Source organism: Streptomyces sp. DSM 40750, assembly GCF_024612035.1.
Lineage (GTDB): Bacteria > Actinomycetota > Actinomycetes > Streptomycetales > Streptomycetaceae > Streptomyces.
This window is the reverse complement of record NZ_CP102513.1, coordinates 4838236-4860369: the sequence shown is the minus strand read 5'-3', so window position 1 is coordinate 4860369 and position 22134 is coordinate 4838236. Positions and strand designations below refer to the sequence as shown.

Here is a 22134-nt window from a genome sequence, read left to right as displayed (position 1 = left end):
CGGCTCAGAGCGCCGCCCACGCCGCCGTGATCAGCGCGATCCCCGCGCCACCCAGCACCCAGGCCGAGCGGACCATGCGCAGACCGCCCGCCACGACCACCGCCGCCAGCAGCAGAGCGCCACCGAGAGGTACCCAGGCGTGCAACAGACCCGCCGGGCCCGTCCGTACGACATCGCTGCTGCCCGGCTTCACGACGACGGTGTACGTCTCACCCGTCTCCACCGCCACCGAACGCTCGATGTCGACCCGCTTCCGGGCCGGCGACCCCGTCGACACCGGCTCGTACGGCCCCCAGCAGGTCTCACCGGCGCACCGCGACACCGTCATCGTCCCCTGCTCGCGCCCCTTGCTCAGCATCACGTGCTGGGCGCAGCCCCACGAACCCCACACCCCGGCGATCAGGATCACCACCGTCACCACACCCATCGCCCCGAGCCGCGCGTACCGCAGCGCGGCCGACGCACCACCGCCGTCCGGACGCGGACGGCGCCGCGAGCGGGGAGCGGGGGCTTTGATGGCAGACATGGCGGGGATCATTGGCCATGACGCTGCGATCGGTCAACTCCCGCAGGCCGGCACGGCGACGGCCGAATTCGGGACTTGTCCGGATCGGTTCAGGAGTCGTACAGCTCGGTAACCGCACCACCGGACTCAGGAGTTGTACGTCCCCTGCGCCCGCTCCAACCCCTCGATCACCAGGCACTCCACCGCGTCCGCCGCCCGGTCCACGAAATAGTCCAACTCCTTGCGCTCGGCGGAGGAGAAGTCCTTCAACACGAAGTCCGCGACCTGCATACGCCCCGGCGGACGACCGATCCCGAACCGCACCCGGTGATAGTCCGCCCCCATCGCCTTCGTCATCGACTTCAACCCGTTGTGACCGTTGTCACCACCACCGAGCTTCAACCGCAACGTCCCGAAGTCGATGTCCAGCTCGTCATGGACCGCGACGATGTTCGCCACCGGCACCTTGTAGAAGTCCCGCAACGCCGTCACCGGACCACCCGACAGGTTCATGTACGACATCGGCTTCGCCAGAATCACCCGACGGTTCCCCGGCCCCGGCGGCCCGATCCGCCCCTCCACGACCTGCGCCTGCGCCTTCCCGGCCCGCTTGAACCTCCCCCCGATCCGCTCGGCCAGCAGATCAGCCACCATGAACCCCACGTTGTGCCGGTTCGCCGCGTACTCGGGCCCGGGATTCCCGAGGCCGGCGACAAGCCAGGGCGCACTCGGATCGCTCGTCACGTACATGTCTCCTTGATACGCGCCAGCCGCTGCCCCCTGAAGGGAACAGCGGCCGACGAACCAATGACAGAGCCGAGGATCAGGCCTGGGCAGCCTCTCCGCCCTCGGCGGACTCCTCCGACGGCTCCTCCGCCTGGGCGGACAGAACCTGGAGGACGACCGCGTCCTCGTCGATCGCCAGCGTGGTGCCCTCGGGCAGGGGAATGTCCTTGGCGAGGATGGAGGCGCCGGCCTCCAGGCCCTCGATGGAGACGGTGACCGACTCGGGGATGTGAGTGGCCTCGGCCTCGACCGTCAGCGTGCTCAGCACGTGCTCGAGCAGGAAGGCACCCGGAGCCAGGTCACCCTCGGTGTGGACGTAGACCTCGACGTTGACCTTCTCGCCACGCTTCACCAGAAGGAGGTCGACGTGGTCCAGGAAACCCTTGATCGCGTCGCGCTGCACGGCCTTCGGGATCGCCAGCTGGGTCTTGCCCTCGATGTCCAGGCTGATCAGCACGTTCGGCGTACGCAGGGCGAGCTGAAGCGCGTGACCCGGCAGCGTGATGTGCACGGGGTCGGCACCGTGGCCGTAGACCACGGCGGGAACCTTGCTGTCACGACGGATACGGCGGGCGGCGCCCTTGCCGAACTCGGTACGGGTCTCGGCTGCGAGCTTGACCTCGGCCATGTTCACTCCTCGTAGAACTGGGGAAAGGTGGTCACCCGGCCAAACAATCGGCCTGCTACGAAGAGCGCGTCGATAACGGACCGCCGTACACACATGTACGGCCTCCCTCGCCGAGCAACTGTGACAGCTTACGCAGCGGGAAGGCCGTACAAGAAATCGATCTAGCTAGACGAGGACCGTCACTGCTCGTCGAACAGGCTCGTCACCGAACCGTCCTCGAACACCTCACGCACCGCACTCGCGATCGTCGGCGCGATCGACAGCACCGTGATCTTGTCCAGCTCCAGCTCACCCGGCGTCGGCAGCGAGTCGGTGAACACGAACTCACTGACCTTCGAGTTCTTCAGCCGGTCCGCCGCCGGACCCGACAGCACACCGTGCGTCGCCGTCACGATGACATCCTCCGCACCATGCGCGAACAGCGCGTCCGCAGCGGCACAGATCGTCCCACCTGTGTCGATCATGTCGTCCACCAGGACACACACCCGACCCTCGACCTCACCCACGACCTCGTGGACGGTCACCTGGTTCGCCACGTCCTTGTCACGCCGCTTGTGCACGATCGCCAACGGCGCACCCAGACGGTCGCACCAACGGTCGGCCACCCGGACCCGACCCGCGTCCGGCGAAACCACCGTGAGCTTGTTCCGGTCCACCTTCCGGCCCACGTAGTCCGCGAGCAGCGGCAGCGCGAACAAGTGGTCCACCGGACCGTCGAAGAAGCCCTGGATCTGGTCCGTGTGCAGATCCACGGTCAGAATGCGGTCAGCACCGGCCGTCTTCATCATGTCCGCGATCAGACGCGCCGAGATCGGTTCACGCCCACGGTGCTTCTTGTCCTGCCGCGCGTAACCGTAGAACGGCACGATGACCGTGATGGAGCGGGCCGACGCCCGCTTCAACGCGTCAATCATGATCAACTGCTCCATGATCCACTGATTGATCGGAGCCGTGTGGCTCTGGATCACAAAGCAGTCCGCACCACGCGCCGACTCCTCATAACGGACATAGATCTCACCGTTGGCGAAGTCGAAAGCCTTCGTCGGGACAACCCCGACACCCAGCTGCTGGGCCACCCTCTCGGCAAGCTCGGGGTGGGCGCGGCCGGAGAAGAACATCAACTTCTTCTCGCCGGTCGTCTTGATCCCGGTCACAGCACTGTCTCCTCAGAGGTGTCTCAGCTGGGCATACGACAGCCGCTCAGCTGCCGTACGAGTGTGCACTTATCACGGTACGCCGTCCCAGACGCACCCGTTTCCGGTCAGCTTTCACTTGCCCCCTCCGGGGAAGCCACCTCGGCCGCCTTCGCCGCCGCGCTCCCCGGACGCTTACGAGCCACCCAACCCTCGATATTCCGCTGCTGGCCACGGGCCACGGCCAACGAACCGGGCGGCACATCCTTCGTGATCACGGACCCGGCGGCGGTGTACGCACCGTCCCCGACCGTGACAGGCGCCACAAACATGTTGTCCGAACCCGTCTTGCAGTGCGAGCCGACGGTCGTGTGGTGCTTGTGCTCACCGTCGTAGTTCACGAACACGCTCGCCGCCCCGATGTTCGTGTACTCACCGATCGTCGCGTCACCGACATAGGAGAGGTGCGGGACCTTGGTGCCCTCGCCGATGGAGGCGTTCTTGGTCTCGACGTACGTACCGATCTTGGACTTCAGGCCGAGCCGGGTACCCGGACGGAGATACGCGTACGGCCCCACGGTCGCCTGCGGCCCCACCTCGGCACCGTCCGCGACCGTGTTGTCGACGCGCGCGCCGGCCCCGACCTTCGTGTCCTTCAGCCGCGAGTTCGGCCCCACCTCAGCGCCCTCGGCCAGGTGCGTCGCCCCGAGGAGCTGGGTGCCCGGGTGGATCACGGCGTCCTGCTCGAACGTGACCGTCACATCGACCCAGGTCGTGGCCGGGTCGATGACCGAGACACCGGCGAGCATGGCGTCCGTGAGCAGCCGGTCGTTGAGGATGCGGCGCGCCTCCGAGAGCTGCACGCGGTTGTTGATACCGGCGATCTCCCGGTGGTCGTCGGCCACGGAGGCCCCGACACGGTGCCCGGCCTCCCGCAGGATCCCGAGGACGTCGGTCAGGTACTCCTCGCCCTGACTGTTGTCCGTACGGACCTTGCCGAGCGCGTCCGCGAGGAGCTGGCCGTCGAACGCGAACACCCCGGAGTTGATCTCACGGATCGCGCGCTGCGACTCGGTGGCGTCCTTGTGCTCCACGATGGCGGTCACGGCGCCGGAGACGCCGTCGCGGACGATACGGCCGTAGCCGGTGGCGTCCGGGACCTCGGCGGTCAGCACGGTGACGGCGTTGCCGTCGCAGGAGTGGGTGGCGGAGAGCCGACGGAGGGTCTCGCCGGTGAGGAGCGGGGTGTCGCCGCAGACGACCACGACCGTCCCGTCGACGACCCCACCGAGCTCTTCCAGCCCCATCCGCACCGCGTGCCCCGTGCCGTTCTGCTCCGCCTGGACCGCCGTGCGTACGCCTGGGTCGATCTCGGAGAGGTGCGCGGTGACCTTCTCCCTGGCGTGCCCGACGACCACGACCAGGTTCTCCGGGTCCAACTCGCGCGCGGCGGCGAGGACATGGCCGACGAGGGAGCGGCCACAGATGTCGTGCAGAACCTTGGGTGTGGCCGACTTCATACGGGTGCCCTCACCCGCTGCGAGTACGACGACGGCTGCCGGGCGGGTTGCGCTCACGGGGATGCCCTTCGGCTGTGGATGGGTGGGGTGTGGACATCCGCAGGATACCGGGGCGTTGTGAGGGGGAAATGTGAGTGGGTCCTGACCCGTATCGCTTCAGTCAGGACCCGAACTTGGTAAAGCTCCCCCGCCAGGACTCGAACCCGGACAGATGGCACCAAAAGCCACAGTGCTGCCAATTACACCACGGGGGAATAAACTCAACCAAACCGGACATTTAGTCAGGCCGTCGAGTGGCGCCTCCTACTATGCCGTACCAGGCGCCTTCCATGCGACGGTATAGATCGGCGCTCTGTCGGACGTAGAGGACGAGGCAGCCGTGGTAGGTCTCGCTCGTGTTCTTTCGGACCGTGCGTGGGTTGTGCCTCTTGAGCGTGGCCCTGCTGAATGCGGACACGTCGACGCCGACGACGTCGGCCCAGTACCTCTCGGCGGCTTCTACGTCAGCGGACTCATGGATGCTGACTCGGAGGGTCAGGCGGTCTCGCGTTACCCCGAGGAGCGTCAGCCAGCTCACGAAAAGCCTGATCATGTTCGGATCGCTGTTGATGAATTGCAGGACCTCAGTGCGGCGGTAGGGCTTGTCCTTGGAACCTTCCGCCCAGTACAGGCCGGCGCCCACGAGGAACAGTTCACGATCCGAGAGTTCGCCGATCGCTGCTGCCGCAGCCTGCTTGACGGTCTGGCGCGCGCGGTCCTGTTCCGCTCGTAGCCGTGTGAGCCCGGCGTTCATGCGTGCCTGCTGCTCCTCGGGCGTGCGGCGTGGCTCTGGTGTCGGCAAGTCGCGCACCCGGAGTGACACCGAGCTTTTCGAGCAGCCCAGCTCTGCCTTGATCTGGTTGTACGTCCAACCCTGTCGCCGGAGCTCCCGCGCCTTCTCGCGGATGTCGTCCTTCGCCCTGGGGCGCTTCGTCCATTCCGGAGGTGGTTCACCTTCGACGAGTCGCTGCAGGGTTTCGCTGTTGTGGACGCCCAGCTCCTCTCTGATCTGCCGGAGGCTGAGGCCGGCTCGCCGCAAGGCGACCGCCCGCTCCCGCAGGCCCTCGAAGTCGGCGTACTTGGGGTGTGCGTGTGTCATGTGCTTACGGTCCGGGCGGAATGATCCGTTCCGGGGTCGAACGGTGTGCGATTCAGCAGTTCGGGGGATAGTGGTCGGTTTCGCTTCTGTTCGAAGGGGCCGTGTGGTGTAGGCCTGTACGGGAAACTCGCCGGAAAAGCGAGGGCGCTCGAACGTAGGCTTGGGTTATGACCACGACGGGGGAAGACCACACCGGGGCCGGGGCCGGGGCGGGGGACAGGGCCGGGCCGTGGTGGTGGGAGCGGCGGCGCGGGGCGTTGTTCGACGGTGGGCTGGCGTTGGTGTCGGCGGTCGAGTGTGCGGTGGAGGGTGTCGAGTTCGCTCAGAACGCCGCGTTGCCGGAGGCCGTGGGGGTCGTTTTCGGGGCGACAGCCGGGTCCGTGTTGTTGGTGCGGCGGATGTGGCCTGTCGCCGTCGTGCTGGTCTTCATTGCCGTCGCGCCTGCTCAGATGGGGTATCTGATGGGGCTCGTCGGGCTGTACACGCTGGCGGCGTCGGAGGCGCCGCGGCGGATCATCGGGGCGTTGTCGGGGATGGCGTTCGCGGGTGTGTTCATCGTGTGGTTCGTGCAGGCCACGCAGAGCGATATGCAGGGGGACGGGGCTGTCGGGGGCGGGGACGCGTTCGCGCTGTTCCTGGCGTTGACGATGGCGATCGGGCTGACCGCGCCGCCGGTGCTGCTCGGGTTGTACGTGGGGGCGCGGCGGCGGTTGATGGAGAGTCTGCGGGAGCGGGCGGATTCGCTGGAGCGGGAGTTGCAGTTGCTCGCGGAGCGGGCGGAGGAGCGGGCGGAGTGGGCTCGGGGGGAGGAGCGGACCCGGATCGCTCGGGAGATGCATGACGTGGTGGCGCATCGGGTGTCGTTGATGGTGGTGCATGCGGCGGCGTTGCAGGCGGTGGCTCGGAAGGATCCGGAGAAGGCCGTGAGGAACGCGGCGCTCGTGGGGGACATGGGGCGGCAGGCGTTGACCGAGTTGCGGGAGATGCTCGGGGTGTTGCGGTCGGGGGAGGGGTTTTCGTCGGTGGCGCGGGCCGAGCCGGTGCCGGTGCCTTTGGCGGCGGTGGGGGTGGCGGCCGCGGCGGCGGCTTCGCGGGCCGAGGACGAGTTGGGTGAGGGGCCCTGTCTGGCTGAGCTGGAGGTGTTGGTGGGGCAGTCGGCGGCTGCGGGGATGGTGGTGGAGTTGTCGGTGGAGGGGGAGGTGCGGGTGTATGCGGCCGAGGTGGAGCAGACGGCGTACCGGGTGGTGCAGGAGGCGTTGACGAACGTCCACAAGCATGCGGCGGGGGCGAAGACGCAGGTGCGGTTGGCGCATCGGGTGGCGGAGATCGCGATGCAGGTGGAGAACGGGCCGCCGCCGGAGCCGGGGGCGGCGGGGGCGGCGCGGTTGCCGAGTGGGGGGAACGGGTTGCTCGGGATGAAGGAGCGGGTGGCTGAGCTGGGGGGCGTTTTTGTGTCCGGGCCGACGGAGGCCGGGGGGTTTCGGGTGTCTGCGGTGATTCCGGCGGCGTAGGGGGTGTCTGGGAGACGACCCGGCGCCGGGGCTGGGCCTCGCTTGTGGGGCACCCGGTGGCTTCGGCTGGGCCGGGGGTGGGTTTCGCTTACCGGCGCGTGCAGGGTGCCGCTGCGCCCACCCGTGCCGCCCCTGGCGGCACGACTGCCCGCAGCTGGGACGACAGCGATAGCGCACCCGTGCTGCCCCTGGCGGCACGACTGCCCGCAGCTGGGACGACAGCGATAGCGCACCCGTGCTGCCCCTGGCGGCACGACTGCCCGCAGCTGGGACGACAGCGATAGCGGCGTGCTCAGCCTGCGGTCAGGCGTGTCGGGTCGAGGCCTGCCAGCAATGTGGTGAGGGCCGTGTCGATGTTGGGGCCCAGGTACCAGTCGCCGGTGTGGTCGAGGGCGTAGGTGCGGCCTTCGGTGTCGATGGCGATGAGGGCTCGGGTGGCGGTTTCGTGGCCGAGGGGGCAGACCTCGGTGTCGAGGGCGCGGCCGAGGTCGCCGAGGGTGCGGGCCATGTGGAGGCCGTGCAGTGGGTCGAGGTGGAGGTCGGCGGGGGCGAGCTGGCGGCCGGGGCCCTGGGCGGTGAGGTGGAGGCCGCCGAATTCGGCCCAGGCCTCGACCGCCGCGGGGAAGACGGCGTGGCGGTGGCCGGCGGGGGAGGTGTGCTCGCGCAGGGTGTCGGCCCAGAATTCCGCCTGCTTTATGTCCCAGCGGCCTGGTTGCCACCCGGCGGCGCGCAGGGCGGCGTCGACGGGTACGGAGAAGCGCGTGGAGGTGCGGTCGGTGTGCATCTGCCCTTTGTTCGTCGGGGGTTCGTCGGCGGTTTGAACTCTGGTCGGGAGTCTGGCTGGGGCGTTGGCGTACCAGGTGGGCCGGCGTTCCCGGGGCGGTTTTCTGTTTTCTGACGTGATCTTCGGGGGGGGTCTCGGTCAGTTCTCCTGTGTCGGGTCCACGATGCGGACGCCGAAGTGGGCGCTGAGGGCCGTGCAGGAGCGGCAGGGCGGGGCGAAGCCGCCGTGGAGGGGGTCGCCGTCCTCGCGGATGTGGCGGGTGGTGAGTTTGGCCTGCTTGAGGACTTTGCGGGCCTCGCCGTTGGTCATGGGTCTGCGGGCGGCGCGTTTGCTGCGGCCGGCGTCGGCGCTGGTGATGTGGCGGGAGATGAGGATGGCCTCGGCGCAGCGGCCGGTGAAGCGGTCGCGCTGGGCGGTGGCGAGGGAGTCGAGGAACTCCTGGACCAGGGGGTGCAGGGGCGGGGCCTGGTCGCTGCGGGCGGCGGTGCCGGTGAGGGTCTCGCCGCGTACGGAGAGGGCGGCGGCCACGGTGGGCAGGATGCCGTCGCGGCGGTGGAGGAGGGCGGGGGCATGTGGCTGTTCCACGGTGCTCCAGCCGATGCGAGGGTCGCCCGAAGGTCCCGCCTGCGTCGCGCTCATCGTCGTGATCCCCTCCTGTTACATCCCCCGCCAGCGGACACAGAGTGCCAAACGGCGTGGCCGGTGCGGAAGCTGGGGCAGTGCGACACGCCCGGGCTTCGGCGTTGCGTAAGGGTGGTGTGACGGCTGGTCACGGAAGCGGAGGCCCGGTGACCGGTGTCGCCGTACCGCATAGGCTGTCGACAACCGCGATCCGTACGGGTCCCGTGTTCGAGGGCAGATCGAGAGCAGGCCGAGGGTAGACCGAAGGATCGGTCGAGGGCTGTTCAAGGGCTGTTCGAGGGCGGGTTCAGGGCGGATCGGGGGAACCGGAACGGGCCGTACGCGGGCCTTTTCGCAGCCAGCCAGAACAGGTCACACAGAACGCCGCAGGGGGCTACCGCCATGACGACAGGTCGGCTCGGGCAGCAAGCCGCGCCGCCGAACGCGGCCTACGCCGGGCAAGTCGTGCAGTTCCCGGACCCGGTCCGGGCGGCGCGTCATCCGAGGGGTGTCCGTGTTGACGCGCACGGTTATCCGGACTTCTCGCCCTATGCGCGTGCCGCGGCGGAGATCGCCGATCCCCCGGAGGGGTTCGGGGTCGATGAGTTGCGGTTGACGGACTATGTGTCCGCGAACGCGGCGTTGGCGGCGACGGGGCACGAGTTGTGGGACACGATCCCTCCGGTGGCGACGCCGCACGGCTGGACGTGGCATCACGCGCCGGGCGGTCGGCGGCTGGAGTTGGTGCCGGTCGAGGTGAAGGCGCTGTTGCGGCATCACGGTGGCATCGCGACGGCGCGTGTGGACCAGCACAAGCGGGGCACGCGGCCGTTGCAGGAGACCCGGCCGGCGCACTTCGGGTTGCCGAAGTCGTCGGCGGTGGCGGTGACCGAGGTGCAGGTGCAGGGGGTCGAGGAGGAGCTCGGGTACCGGCTGCCGGGCGCGTACCGGTCGTTCCTGAAGGCGGCGGGCGGTTGCGCTCCCGTGGGGGCGGCGTTGGACGCGGAGTTGGGGCTGCTGGTGGATCAGCCGTTCTTCACGGTGCGGGACGAGGCCGCGGTGAACGACCTGGTGTACGTCAACAAGTGTCTGCGGGACCATCTCACCAAGGACTATCTGGCGGTCGGGTTCGCGCAGGGCGGGATTCTCGCGGTGAAGGTGAAGGGCGACCGGATCGGGTCGGTCTGGTTCTGTGCGTACGACGATGCCCGTGATGTCGATCCGTCGTGGCCGCCGGCCGAGCGGGTGGAGCGGTTGCTGCTTCCCGCCGGTGAGGACTTCGACGCGTTCCTGTCCCGGCTGGCGGGCAATCCGCCGGAATTGGAGACGGTGGCGAACCTGATGGTGGACGGTGGCTTCGCACGTGCCGTGCCGGTCGTCGCGGGCGCCTCGGCGTCTTCGGTGGGGGAGTGAGTTTTCGATGGTGACGTTCGCTCAGGCGCAGGAGCGCGCCGAGGAGTGGATCAACGGGGATCTGCCGGGCTATCAGCACCGTGAGGTGCGGGTGCGGGAGTTCGACCTCGGGTTCGTGGTGTGGGCCGAGGACCGGGCGGACGGCCCGCGGTCCGACGGGGGTGCGCAGCGGCTGGTCATCGCCCGGGACAGCGGGGAGGCCACGTTGTGGCCGTCGCTGCCGGTGGGTGAGGTGATCCGCCGGTTCGAGGAGGAGTACGGCCGTACGGGCGAGGCTCCGGCTGCCGCGCCCGCGCCTCCGGCCCGGGTGGATCTGAACCAGACGTCGTTCCTGCTGACTCCGCCGGAGTGGTTGCAGGACGCGGCGGACAAGCTGGGGATTCCGGACCGCCGGTCGGGAGCGGGTGCCTCTGATGGTGCCGGGTCTCGTCCGGCTGCGGTTGATTCGGGTGGTTCTGGTTCGTCGGGTGCCAACGGGGTGTCCGGGGGCGGTGGTTCGATGCCCGAGACGATGCCGGGGCCGGTGGGGCAGTCTCCTTCGGCCGGCCGCGGGGTGCCTGTGGCACCGGCCGATGCCACGCCGTGGCCGGCCGCCGCGGCGGCGGACGGTGAGGTGCGGGACGCGGTGCCGCCGAGGGATGCCGAGCCGCGGGACGCGGTGCCGGGTGTGCCTGACGGGGCGACGCCGTGGGCCGGGACGGACACCAACGCCGAGGCCGAGGACGACCGTTCGGTGCCGCTGCCGGAGACCGTGTTCGCGCCGCAGCTGTCCGAGGTGAACGACCAGGACGTCCCCCCGGCGCCGAGCACGCCGCCGGAGGCCAAGACCGCGCTGATCTCCGGGGGCAGCGGGCTCCCGCGTACGACGGTGGCGCCGGCCGTGGGGGGCCCGGGTTCGGGTGTTCCGGGTGGCCCTTCGCAGCAGCAGCAGCCGGCGGGTCCGGGTACGCCGCCGCCGGGTGCGCAGTCGTACGGCTATCCGCAGGGAGCCGGTGGTCCGGGGACTCCGCCGCCGGGTGCGCCGTCGTACGGCTATCCGCAGGGTCCCGGTGGCCCGCAGGGGCCGGGTACGCCGCCGCCGGGCCGTCCGCTGCCGCCCCATGCCGGTGACATCGCCGATGCCGCCACGAGCAAGGCGGCACCGCCTCCGCGCCGGGGCGGTCGGGGCGCCGGGCCTGGTGCGCCGCCGCCTCCGGCTCCGCCCGGAGCGCCGGGTACGCCGGGTGCCCGTCCGGGCGCCACGCCTGCGCCGCAGTCCGGGCCCGGTGCTCCGGGGACCCCGGCGGGCGGGTACGTGCCGACCCAGCTGATCTCCTCCCTCGGCCCGGACGGGCCGGAGGGTCTTGGCGCACCGGGTCGGCCCGGTGCTCCCGGCGTCCCCGGTGCTCCCGGTCAGCCGGGCGGTCCTGGTGCTCCTGGTGCGCCCGGCGCGCCGAATCCGCCCGGGAGTACGCCTCCGGGTGGCATGCACCACGCGGCGACGATGCTGGCCGGGCCCGCGGTCGGCGGCCCGGGCGCGCCGCTGCCGCCTGGGCCTCCTGGTGCTCCGGGTCAGCCGGGTGGTCCTGGTGTACCTGGTCCTCCCGGTCAGCCGGGCGGTCCTGGTGCTCCTGGTGCTCCTGGTGCGCCGAATCCGCCGGGCGGTACGCCCGCGGGCGGCGTGCACCACGCGGCGACGATGCTGGCCGGGCCCGCGGTGGGCGGTCCGGGTGCGCCCGGGGCTCCGGGTCAGCCGGGTCATCCGGGGATGCCGCCGGGTGCCCCCGGTCCCGTGCACCATGCCGAGACGATGCTGGCCGGGCCGCCGCCCGGCGGTCCCGGTGCGCCGCAGCCGCCCGGTCCGCCCGGGATGCCGTCGGGGGCTCCGCAGGGGTTCCCGGGCCAGCCCGGGCCGATGCCCGGTCAGCCGGGGCAGCCGATGGGTGCTCCGCCGGCGTACGGCTATCCGCAGCCGCCCGCCGGGCAGCCGACGGTCGGGCCCGGCTACCAGGCCGTCCTGCGGTTCCGGGCGCCGGACGGCTCCGAGCAGCAGGTGATCCGGCGTTCGGCGCCGGGTACGCCGCACCCGGAGTGGCAGATCTTCCACGAGCTGCGCGGGATGAACATCCCGCCGGAGGCCGTGCTGGAGCTGCACACGGAGCTGGAGTCGTGTGAGCTGCCGGGGGCGTACTGCGCGCGGATGATCCGTGACCAGTGGCCGAACGCGCACATCACGTCCATAGCTCCGTACGGCAAGGACCATGCGAGCCGGCAGCAGGGTATGGCCCAACTCATCGCGCATCAGGGTGAGTTGCATCAGGTCGCGGACGGTCCGGCGCGGCTCGCGCCGGTGCGGGCTCCGTTGCAGCCGGTGCAGCCGGCGCCGCCGGTCCCGCCGGAGGCGATCGGGCAGGAGCTGGCGGCGGCGTTCGGGCCGGGGGTGTTCCGGTTCGACCAGCAGGCGGTGTCGCGGCAGGGGGTTCCGCCGATCGTGGCGCACACGCTGGTCGTGGCCGGGCTGCCGGTGGACATGGGGCCGTTCTTCTGGGCGCAGGCCCAGCCGGGCCGTCCGGTGCCGACGCTGGCGGAGCTGGCGCAGGAGCGGGGTGTGCAGCCGGCGGCCGACGCGGGCTCGTACCTGGTGATGGGCAGCGACTTCGGCAAGGCGCTGTGTGTGCAGTACGGCACGGCGAACATCGTGGCGGTGCCGGTGGAGGCGGGGCCGGGCGGTGTGCCCGTGCCGCCGCAGTTCGTGAACACCGGGCTGCCGGAGTTCGCGCGCTGCCTCGCTCTTCTCGGCCGTATGTGGCGGTTGCGGTTCGGCCTCAACCAGGAGCAGGCGGGCCGCTGGACCGTCGACTTCCAGGCGCAGCTCGCCGGTCTCGATCCGGCGGCGCTCGCCTCGCCGGAGAGCTGGTGGTCGGTGCTGCTGGAGCAGATGTGGGACGGGCTGCTGTGATCCGTCGCGGCTGACGGCCGCCGCCACCCGCACGACGCAAGGGGCCTGGCCCGGTCTCGCACGACCGGGCCAGGCCCTTTCGCATGCCCGGCCGCCGCCACCCGTGTCCCTCGCACGGAGTGTCGCGTTATGAACACTTCTGCCCGATACATCAAGATGTGCGCGAAATCATCATTTCGTGTGCGTCCGGCGGAGAGGGCCCAGCATGAGCAGCGAACCGACGGCACCCCATGGCTTCGAGTTCGACGTCGTACGCCGTGGCTACCGCCCTGACCAGGTCGACGCCGACGCGGCGGCCCTGTGGCGGGACCGGGACGCCGCGTGGGAGCGGGCTGCCCGGCTGACCGTGCTGGCCAAGGACATGGGCGCGGAACTCGACCGGCTGCGCGAGACGGTCGCCGCGCTGCCCCCGCAGACGTACGAGGCGCTCGGTGAGCGCGCCCGCCAATTGTTCGAACTCGGTGTCGAGGAGGCCACGGCCGTTCGCGAGGGCGGGCGCTCCGAGGCCCGGCGGATGGTCGCCGAGGCGGAGGAGGCCGCGCTGCGGCTGCGGGGGGCCGCGCAGGCGTACGCCGACGAGGTGCGCGGCGAGGCCGACGAGCGGGCCCGGCACCGGTTGCTGGCCGCCCAGGCCGAGGCCGACGACCTGCGGATCGCGGCCCGGCGTGCGGTGAAGGAGGGGCGGGGCGAGGCGCTGGCCGCGCTGCGGGAGGTCCGGGAGCGGACCGAGGGGATGCTCGCCGACCTGGACAGGGAGTTCGACGACCGGGTGGCCGGCATCGAGCGGGAGGTCGCCGAACGGGAGGCCGTGTTCGACGCCCGGTACGGCGAGCGGGTCGCCCGCGCGGAGGCCGAGCTCGCCGCGGCCGAACGGGCTCTCGCCGACGCGGAGGCGGCCGCGGCGCGGCTGCAGGGCGACGCCGAGGCCCGCGCCGCCGAGCTGGTCGCGGAGGCGCGGCGACAGGAGCAGTGGGTGGTGGCGGAGACCGAGAGGGTGTTGCGCGAGCACGGGGAGCGGTGGGACGAGGTGCAGACGCAGATGGATCACGTACGCAGCAGCCTCTCGGCGCTGACCGGCCAGGCTCCGGGAGAGCAGACGCCGTGGCAGTGACCTCTCTGCCGTGACGGCTGCCGTGTTCTCCCCCTTGGGTCAGCCGTGGGCGACCGGGGCTGGGTGCGTGAGGCTGATCTCCAGGTCCGGCCGGGCCTTCGTGAGGCGGGTGAGGCTCGGGTCCTCGGCGGTGAGCCGATGGCCCGTGGGGGCCGTGAGGGCGAGCCTGGTGAGGGACGGGAAGACCTCCGCGAGTTGCTCCACCCCTCTCAGGTCGGTGACCTGCCGCAGGCGCAGGGATTTCACTCCGGGCAGGACGCCGAGGTGCCGCAGTTCGGAGAACGACTCCGAGAAGGACTGCACGGTCGTGTCGACCTCCGAGACGCGGCCGGAGTCGCGGATGAAGCCCCAGAATCCGCGGGTGTTCAGGGGGCTGGGAAGCATGAGGGAGGTCAGTGACTCCCAGGCGTCGAGGCCCTGGGTGTCGACCAGTCGCTGTACCGGCAGGGAGAGCCGGGTGACACCTCGGTGGACGGGGATCGATCCCACGGAGGTGATGTACGGGGTGGACAGGGTCAGGGCGGTGAGCGCGGGGATCTCCGCGAGGTGCCCGAGCGCGTCGTTCTGGAGCTGTACGCGCAGTGACAGGACGGCGAGTACGGGAAGCGCGGTCACGGCCGAGATGTCCTTCAGCGCGGAGGCGCTCGTCGTGACGCTCAGGTGCTGGAGCCGCTGCCCGTGGACGTGCAGGAAGTCCAGGTCTTCGAGGTGGGGGAGCCGGTCCAGGCGCAGGGTCTGGAGCTGCGGCAGCTCCGCCGCGGCGAGTTCGGCGGAGGTGAGGGGGCCGCTGAGCGCGAGGTGCCGGCCCACCGCCAGCCGGTGCAGCAGCCCCAGTTGCTCCCTGGTGGTCACGGGCAGGGGGAGCGCGGGATCGGGTGGCATCTCGCCGAGCACCTCGTGCGCGTACTCGGCGGCGGGGAAGTTGCTCCAGGCGTGTGCCAGCCGGGCGGAGACCGCACTCGGCAGCCCGGGTGTGGTGACGAGGCGCCGGGCGTAGGGGATGGCCTCGGATCCGCCGACCCTGCCGACGAGTTCGGCGACGGCCCGGCCCCGGATGGGATCCAGGGTCTCGGGGTCCGGCAGGAACTGCAGGACGTGCGGTCCGAGGCGGGCCACCTGCGGCACCTCGGCGGAGGTGAGGGAGGCCACGAGGGCGGTGATCCGGTCGCGCACCACCTGCTGGAGTCCGCTGTCGAGCCAGGCGGCGTGCTGGGCGCACAGGGCCGTCAGTACATACAGCTGGACCCGCGGCGGGGCCGGGGTGTCGGGGGCGTCCGCCCTGGTGAGCAGGCCGGTCAGGAGTTCGCCGATCTCGCGTCGGCAGTGGCCCGCCGCCAGCAGGACCACGTCCTGCCACAGCACGTCGTCGGCGTTGCGGACGAGTTCGCGCAGGGAGTCGCTCTCGACGAGTTCCTTCGCGGCGAGGAAGTCCTGGAAGGTGCGGTGGATGAACTGGTAGGAGCCGTCGCCGCGTTCCTGGAGGAGTCCCGAGCGGTTGAGGAGATGCGTGAGGATGGCCTCGGGGCTGTCCTGGCGGCGGACGCGTTCCATGCCGGCGAGCGCGGTGCGCAGTTGGGGCCGGGCCTGGTCACGGGTGAACTCCGTCTGGCCGCAGCGGACCAGCCAGACCGCGATGCGCTGCAGGATCTGGTGGTGTTCCTCGACGGTCATGGTGATGCCGTCGGGGGAGTGGACACGGCGTCGGGTGTCGCGGTGGCCGAGGAGCATCTCCAGCGCGGACTGGTAGAGCTTGAAGCGGGTCTCGGGCAGGAATCCCTGGTGCCTGCGGTGCAGGGCGCAGATCACCGCGCACAACAGCGGGGTCCGGGCCAGGTCGCTGAGTGCGGGGTTGTGGCGGAACTGCTGGGACAGGTCCTGTTCCAGTTCGGCGAGCAGTGCGTGGTCGTCGTCCTCCAGGCGGGCCGCGCGGTGCCAGGCGGTGATGAACCGCTGGATGTCGTCGTCCCGCATCGGCAGCAGCCGCAGCTCCTCGAACCGTTCCGCCTCCAGCCAGTCGGGCTCGACGGCCAGCGGACGTACGGTCGCCAGGCAGCGGCTGTGGGGATAGCGCGCGAGCAGCGCGGAGAGCCAGCGGTGGGCCTCCTCGCGGTCCGACTGCGGGATCTCGTCGAGGCCGTCCACGAGGAGCAGCGCGCGCCCCGCTTCCATGACGCGGCTCGCCCAGCCGTCGGGCGCCTCGTCGACCACCAGGCGTGCGGCGTGCGGCAGCCCGGCGGGTGAGGGGAAGGCGCCGTTCTGGGAGCGCAGGGTGCGCAGCGGGATGATGAAGGGGACCAGGCTGTTGAGCCCGGCCAGGGTGGGGCCCAGGGTGCCCGCGGCGGTGTGGGCGGCCAGCCACCACACGAGGGTCGTCTTGCCGGCTCCGGCCTCGCCGCGGAGCAGGACGCGCGGCCGGGTGGACAGCAGGGCGTCGACGCGTTGCGGGGCGCGTGCGGTGAGGGAGAACGGCTGCCGGGTCGTCGACGTGTCCAGGTTCCGTGCCGCGCTCTCGGAGATGCGCGGCGACGCCTCCAGGCTCAGGTAGGCGGTGTCCAGGTCCCATTCGGACTCGCGGCGGTTGAGGTCGTCGAGGCCGAAGATCTTCATCCTGCGGAAGGCGCTGCCCACCGAGCGGGCGTAGTCCCGTTCGTACTCGCGGTCCAGGAGGTGGTGCCGGGTGATCGGTTCGGTCTCGGGGAAGTCGTACGGGAGTGACGTCAGGTCGCTGACCGGGACGCCCTCGGCGCGCAGGTGGCCCCGATCGCGCGGGACCGAGGTGACGATGCCCAGGAGGACGTCGCCCGAGAAGACGGGGGCGCCCGACAGGCCGGCCAGCGGGCTCGGGGCGTCCGGCCGTTCGACGGCGGGGGCGCGGTCGAAGGAGAAGGTGAGGACGGAGCGCGGGCGGGCCGCGGCGGGCAGCACCCGCCCGGTGAACTGGTCCGTGGCGAGATGGCGTCCGGCGTGGCGCTGGACGTGCGGGTAGCCGATGATCTCGCACTCGGGCAGCGCCCGCTCGGTGGCGAGATGGCCCACCCGGACGTGCGCGGCGCAGGGCAGTTCCTCGGCGGTGAGGAGCAGCGCGGCGTCCTGCTCCTCGTCGGACCAGATGACCTGGGCGGTGGTGCGGTGGGTGCGCCGGGGGTGGGCGACCTGCGGGGCGCTGCTGGCACCGACGACGTGGGCACAGGTCAGCACGAGGCGTCCGTTGAGCGCGACGCCGCTGCCCTGCCGGTCGCCGAGGACCACGACCGCACGGCTCGCGGGGCTGTCCGCCGGTGTCATCGGGTGGGGTGCGCGGGGCGCGGACCGGGTGTGTCCTGGCCGAATCCCGCCGTGCTGCCCGGGTCGTCGTCGCCGACCAGCCAGGGGGCGTGGGTGCGGGAGTCGCGCGGGGTGAGGGTGAAGGCGACGCGGTGGGTGCGGCCGGTGGCGCGGGCGGCGTCGGCCCCGGCGTCGACCACCCAGGCCTTGACCCGGCCGCCGGCCTTCGTCTCCTTGCGCAGTTCAAGCGTGAACTCCATCTCGATGGTGCCCACTTCGAAGACCACCGGCTGTCCGATGGCGCGCGTCGCGGCCTCGACGAGCTGGTCACGGACCGAGGCGATGGCCTCGGTGAGATCGATGCGGTCGAAGGCATGACGGTCGGTGGGGTGACCGTCCGTGGCGTGACCGGTGGCGTGATCGTCGGTGGCGTGATCGTCGGTGTGGGGCGTGGTGTCGCCGGCCCCTCCCGAGGGCCCTGAGAGTCCCGATGGTGCCGATGCCTCTGGCGACCTCGATGCGCTGTGCCGTGAAGCGGTCCCCATGTCTCCCCCGTTGAGTACGCGCTGGCGCGTCCGGCGGTGCTCGACGCCGTACGGCTGTTGTGCCCTGTGGCTCGCCCCGCATATGCGGAAAGCACGGAACCGAACAGTGATTGACCGGATTTGGCCGATCGTGGCCCGGGTTGCTCGGGACGGCTCCCGTCACTCGTTCCGTCGCACCGCCCCCGCCAGGATCCAGCCCTCCACCGCCTCGTACTGCCGGCGTTGTTCCTCCGCCTTGGCGCGGCCGGAGACGAGGGTGCCGAGCCAGCCGAAGGCGAAGCCCAGGGGGATGGACAACAGCCCTGTCGTGGTGAAGGGGAACCAGTTGAAGTCGGCGCGCGGGAAAGCGGAGCCGGGGGAGCCGGAGACGAGGTTGGTGCCGGTCATGAGGACGAGGACGGAGAGGGTGCCGCCGATGAGCGTGCACATGAGGCCCGTACGGGTGTAGCGGCGCCAGAAGAGGCCGTAGACGAGGGCGGGGGCGATGGCGGAGGCGCCGAGGCAGAAGGAGAGGGTGACCAGGGGCTGGAGGTTGCGGTGCTGGACCATCGTGGCGAGGACGATCGCGGTGACACCGACCGCGCAGGCCGAGAGCCTGGCCAGGGTCATCTCGCGGCGCGGGCTGAGGGGTTCGGTGGCGCGGGCCGCGAAGACGTCGTGGGCGAGGGAGTTGGCGCAGGCGAGGATCATGCCGGCCACGGAGGCCAGGAGGGTCAGGAAGACCGCCGTCGTGACCGTGGTGAACAGCAGGGTCTCCGCCGTGGAGACCTCCGTGCCGAACGCCGCCATCGAGCCCAGCAGGTAGGCCGTGTTGCCCTGCGGGTCGGCCGCCGCGATCACCTCGCGGCCGATCAGGGCCGTCGCGCCGAAGCCGATCACCGCGATGATCAGGACGAAGAGGGCGACGGAGGGGACGGCCCAGGACAGCGAGCGGCGAACCTGGCGGGCGCTGTTCGCGGTGTACATGCGCATGGTGACGTGAGGCAGGCAGGCGCCGCCGAGGACGACCGTCAACTGGGCGCTGATCATGTCGAGTTCGGGGTGCGGGCCGCCCGAGAACTGCAGCCCCGAGTGGAGGTAGCCGGTGCCGATGCCACTCTTGTCGGCCGCCGCGCCGAGCAGCAGGCCGGGGTCCCAGTCGAACTTGGCGAGGATCAGTACGGCGACGAGTCCGCCGGAGCCGAGCAGCATCACGATCTTGACGATCTGGACGAGGGCGGTGCCCTTCATGCCGCCGATCGCCGCGTAACCGATCATCAGTGTGCCGACGACCACCACGACCCCGGTTTTCAGGCTCTCGCTGGTGAAGCCGAGGATGAACGCCAACAGATCGCCCGTGCCGGCCAGTTGGACCAGCATCATCGGCATCAGCGCGGCGAGGGTGACGACGCAGGCGGTGATGCGTACACACCGGCCGGGCATCCGCCGCGCCAGCGCGTCGCCCATGGTGAACCGGCCCGCGTTCCGCAGCGGTTCGGCCAGCAGGAACATCAGCAGCATCAGGGACAGGGCCGTGGAGAGGGCGAGGACGACACCGTCATAGCCGAACAGGGCGATCACTCCGCCCGTGCCGAGCACCGTCGCCGCCGAGATGTAGTCGCCCGCGATGGCCAGGCCGTTGCGCAGGGGGGAGAGCGAGCTGTAGCCGGTGTAGAACTCGTCGAGGTCGTCGCGGTCCGGGCCCGTCATCACGCACAGCAGCAGCGTGACCGTGGCGATCGCGGTGAACCCGACGAGGGACATGGTCTGGGCCGATCCGCTGAACTCGGTGAGGCCGCCCGCGGCTGTGGTCGAGGGGTCGGTGGGTGTCATCACATGGCCCCCCGCCGCGCGTCCTGCCGCGCATCCCGTTGCGCGTCCACCGCGGCCAGGCCGCGTATCCGGTCGGCCAGCGGGTCGACCCGTCGGCGCGCGGTGCGCTCGTACAGCCAGATCGCCAGACAGGTCACCGGCACCTGCACCAGCCCGAGCAGCAGCCCCGTCGACAGCCCGCCGCTGACCGTGCCCGTCATGAACGACGGGGCGAACGCCGACAGAAGGAGGAACAGCACGAAGTAGCCGAGCGCGGTCAGCGTCGCCACCCGCCGCTGCCGGCGGTACGCGCCGCGCAGGACCCGGAGGTCGCTGTGGTGGCCGAGGGCGGAGCGGCGGGTGGACCGGGGGGCCGGTTCCGGTGCGGGGACCGGTTCCTGGGGTGCCCAGGGGTAGGCGAGGTAGGAGGGGGACGAGGCGTGCGGTGGGTACGGGGGCTGGTTCGGGGGTGACGAGAAGGCGTCGGTCATCCCTTGGTCTCCTTGCGTGGCTCGGGTCCGGTGTGGACCGCAGGGAGCGGGGGGCGGGCGTGAACGCTACTCGCGGGTTCGGCGGTGTGGGGGATTTTCGACAAACTGATCGGTCGGTATGCGCTTACTTCGCGCATCTCGCGCTGACCTGGGGTGTTACCCGGATTAACTCAGGTTTTTCGCACCGGCGGCGCTGCTGGACCTCGTCCACCGGCGGTTCCTCGAAGCAGGGCATGCGGATTGACAGGGTGAGGGCCCGCCGGGTTTCCGATGCTGTTGGCGAATCCTGTCACCGGCCGTCAAGTGGCGTGAGAGTCCCAGCGACACGCCGCCTGCAGGGCGTGTCGCTGGGACTACGCGCCCACTTGGCTCTCGCTTGGCGATTCGCCAAACAGCATCGGTTTCCCGGCGGGCCCTCAGTCCTTCAGCACCGGAAACCTCCGCGGCGCCACCACCAGCAGCACCACCAGCGCCACCGTCGCCGCGCAGGCCGCCCCCAGGTACACCGCGTGGACCGCGTCCGCGACGGCGCGGCGGACCGGCTCCGCGGCCGTGCCGGCGTCGAGGGAGTGGGTGACGGCGTCCAGGTCTCCCGCGCCGCCCAGCCGGGACGCCAGTACCCCGTTCGCGACCGCCCCGAACAACGCCGCGCCCAGGGTCTGGCCCGTCTGACGGCAGAAGAGGATCGACGCCGTGGCCGTGCCCCGCTCCTCCCACCGTACGGTCGACTGGACGCCGATGATCAGGGGGAGTTGGAAGAGGCCGAGGGCGGCGCCGAGGGCGAGCATCAGCAGTGTCGGTTGCCAGGCCTCGCCCGGGTAGGGCAGGAGCGGGAAGGCGAAGAGGAGGGCGGCCGCCGCCGCGATGCCCAGGATCGCCGTGTTCCGGAAGCCGATGCGGCGGTAGACGTGCTGGCTGAGGGCCGCCGACACCGGCCAGCTCAGCGTCCAGATGGAGACGACGAAACCGGCCGCCACCGGGGCCAGGCCCAGCACGGACTGGGCGTAGGTCGCGAGGAAGACCGTCGGCGCCACCATCAGCAGGCCCAGCGCGCCGAGCGCCAGGTTCACCGCCGCGATCGTGCGGCGGCGCCACACCCAGCCGGGGATGATCGGCTCGGCGGCCCGGCGTTCGATCAGGACCAGCAGAGCGATCAGGGCGACTCCGGTGCCCAGCAAGGTGATCGACGGCCAGGACAGCCACTCCCACGCCACCCCGCCCTGCACCAGCGCTGTCAGCAGGGCGCCTCCGCAGGCGAAGACGGTCAGGGCGCCCGCCCAGTCCACCTGGGGCCGGCCCGTAGACTCCCCTCGCGGCTCGTGCAGATGACGGACCAGCAGCCACAGCGCCGCCGCGCCGAGCGGCAGGTTGATCAGGAAGATCCAGCGCCAGTCCGCGTAGGCGGCCAGTACTCCGCCCACCCCGGGGCCCGCCACCGCCGCCACCGCCCACACGGTGGACAGCTTGGACTGGATCTTGGGGCGCTCCTCCAGGGGGTAGAGGTCGGCCGCCAGCGTCTGCACCGTGCCCTGGAGCGCCCCGCCGCCCAGGCCCTGGATGACACGGAAGGCGATCAGGGAGCCCATGTTCCAGGCCAGCGCGCACAGCAGCGAGCCCAGCAGGAACAGGGCTGCGCCCACGATGAGGACCGGCTTGCGGCCGAAGGTGTCGGAGAGCTTGCCGTAGACGGGGAGGGTGACGGTCACCGCCAGCAGATAGCCCGAGAAGAGCCAGGAGAAGACGGAGAAGCCGCCGAGGTCGGCGACGATCTGCGGTACGGCGGTCGAGACGATCGTGGAGTCCAGCGCGGCCAGGCCCATGGCCAGCATGAGGGCGGCGGTGACGGTTCTTCGTCGGCCGGTTCCGGTGTGTTGTGCCGCATCGCGTATCGCGGGTCGCGTGTCGTCCACCGGATGCCTTCCCCTTGCAACCATCTGCCGTCGACCACCATGCCA

General features: G+C 71.0%; 17 protein-coding genes and 1 tRNA gene. 4 read left to right on the top strand and 14 right to left on the bottom strand.

Going from position 1 to position 22134, the window contains the following annotated elements; all coding sequences use genetic code 11:
* Positions 1-4: 4 nt before the first annotated feature.
* From JIX55_RS21745 to JIX55_RS21715, 7 genes are all read right to left on the bottom strand, one after another.
* Positions 5-526: a hypothetical protein gene (locus tag JIX55_RS21745; protein WP_257564966.1), complete on the bottom strand. Its 522-nt coding sequence runs from the start codon at positions 524-526 to the stop codon at positions 5-7.
* A gap of 126 nt (positions 527-652) precedes the next feature.
* The gene (pth, locus tag JIX55_RS21740) at positions 653-1255 is read right to left on the bottom strand and encodes an aminoacyl-tRNA hydrolase (RefSeq protein WP_257564965.1); all 603 of its coding nucleotides are present in this window, start codon (positions 1253-1255) and stop codon (positions 653-655) included.
* Between the two features lie 73 nt (positions 1256-1328).
* Positions 1329-1919 (bottom strand): 50S ribosomal protein L25/general stress protein Ctc, encoded by a 591-nt coding sequence (locus JIX55_RS21735; protein WP_257564964.1) that lies wholly within the window; start codon positions 1917-1919, stop codon positions 1329-1331.
* 179 nt (positions 1920-2098) lie between these two features.
* Positions 2099-3073, bottom strand: coding sequence for a ribose-phosphate diphosphokinase (locus JIX55_RS21730; protein ID WP_257564963.1), 975 nt, complete (start codon positions 3071-3073; stop codon positions 2099-2101).
* Between the two features lie 107 nt (positions 3074-3180).
* The gene (gene glmU / locus JIX55_RS21725) at positions 3181-4629 is read right to left on the bottom strand and encodes a bifunctional UDP-N-acetylglucosamine diphosphorylase/glucosamine-1-phosphate N-acetyltransferase GlmU (protein ID WP_257564962.1); all 1449 of its coding nucleotides are present in this window, start codon (positions 4627-4629) and stop codon (positions 3181-3183) included.
* Positions 4630-4754: 125 nt separating this feature from the next.
* Positions 4755-4826, bottom strand: a tRNA-Gln gene (locus JIX55_RS21720).
* Positions 4827-4849: 23 nt separating this feature from the next.
* Positions 4850-5710 carry a hypothetical protein gene (locus JIX55_RS21715; RefSeq protein ID WP_257564961.1) on the bottom strand — a complete coding sequence of 287 codons (861 nt, stop codon included), beginning with the start codon at positions 5708-5710 and terminating at the stop codon, positions 4850-4852.
* Between the two features lie 167 nt (positions 5711-5877).
* Between JIX55_RS21715 and JIX55_RS21710 the strand changes: the two genes are divergently transcribed.
* Positions 5878-7221 carry a sensor histidine kinase gene (locus JIX55_RS21710; RefSeq protein WP_257564960.1) on the top strand — a complete coding sequence of 448 codons (1344 nt, stop codon included), beginning with the start codon at positions 5878-5880 and terminating at the stop codon, positions 7219-7221.
* A 292-nt stretch (positions 7222-7513) separates the two neighbouring features.
* Here the strand turns inward: JIX55_RS21710 and JIX55_RS21705 are convergent, their stop codons facing one another.
* Together JIX55_RS21705 and JIX55_RS21700 are read right to left on the bottom strand one after the other, a co-directional pair.
* Positions 7514-8005, bottom strand: a complete 492-nt coding sequence (locus JIX55_RS21705; RefSeq protein WP_257564959.1) for an SUKH-3 domain-containing protein — start codon at positions 8003-8005, stop codon at positions 7514-7516.
* A gap of 138 nt (positions 8006-8143) precedes the next feature.
* A complete protein-coding gene (locus JIX55_RS21700) occupies positions 8144-8644 on the bottom strand; it encodes a YwqJ-related putative deaminase (protein ID WP_257564958.1) in 501 nt (166 codons plus the stop codon).
* A gap of 384 nt (positions 8645-9028) precedes the next feature.
* Between JIX55_RS21700 and JIX55_RS21695 the strand changes: the two genes are divergently transcribed.
* The 3 genes from JIX55_RS21695 to JIX55_RS21685 all read left to right on the top strand — a co-directional run bounded on the left by JIX55_RS21695 (position 9029) and on the right by JIX55_RS21685 (position 14088).
* Positions 9029-10039 (top strand): SMI1/KNR4 family protein, encoded by a 1011-nt coding sequence (locus tag JIX55_RS21695; protein ID WP_257564957.1) that lies wholly within the window; start codon positions 9029-9031, stop codon positions 10037-10039.
* Positions 10040-10046: 7 nt separating this feature from the next.
* Complete coding sequence (locus JIX55_RS21690; RefSeq protein ID WP_257564956.1) at positions 10047-12977, top strand: SUKH-4 family immunity protein; 2931 nt, start codon at positions 10047-10049, stop codon at positions 12975-12977.
* A 205-nt stretch (positions 12978-13182) separates the two neighbouring features.
* Positions 13183-14088 carry a cellulose-binding protein gene (locus JIX55_RS21685; protein WP_257564955.1) on the top strand — a complete coding sequence of 302 codons (906 nt, stop codon included), beginning with the start codon at positions 13183-13185 and terminating at the stop codon, positions 14086-14088.
* A 39-nt stretch (positions 14089-14127) separates the two neighbouring features.
* On the opposite strand, the gene JIX55_RS21680 is transcribed toward JIX55_RS21685, so the two are convergent.
* The 5 genes from JIX55_RS21680 to JIX55_RS21660 form a co-directional block, all read right to left on the bottom strand.
* The gene (locus JIX55_RS21680; RefSeq protein ID WP_257564954.1) at positions 14128-17373 is read right to left on the bottom strand and encodes an NACHT domain-containing protein; all 3246 of its coding nucleotides are present in this window, start codon (positions 17371-17373) and stop codon (positions 14128-14130) included.
* Positions 17370-17897, bottom strand: a complete 528-nt coding sequence (locus JIX55_RS21675) for a trypco2 family protein (RefSeq protein WP_443046493.1) — start codon at positions 17895-17897, stop codon at positions 17370-17372. Before JIX55_RS21675 ends, JIX55_RS21680 begins: the two co-directional genes overlap by 4 nt.
* A gap of 159 nt (positions 17898-18056) precedes the next feature.
* The gene (locus JIX55_RS21670) at positions 18057-19709 is read right to left on the bottom strand and encodes a sodium/solute symporter (RefSeq protein WP_257564953.1); all 1653 of its coding nucleotides are present in this window, start codon (positions 19707-19709) and stop codon (positions 18057-18059) included.
* On the bottom strand, positions 19709-20179 hold the full coding sequence (locus tag JIX55_RS21665; RefSeq protein ID WP_257564952.1) for a DUF485 domain-containing protein: 471 nt from the start codon (positions 20177-20179) through the stop codon (positions 19709-19711). Before JIX55_RS21665 ends, JIX55_RS21670 begins: the two co-directional genes overlap by 1 nt.
* Before the next feature lie 416 nt (positions 20180-20595).
* Complete coding sequence (locus JIX55_RS21660) at positions 20596-22089, bottom strand: MFS transporter (protein ID WP_257564951.1); 1494 nt, start codon at positions 22087-22089, stop codon at positions 20596-20598.
* Positions 22090-22134 lie beyond the last annotated feature (45 nt).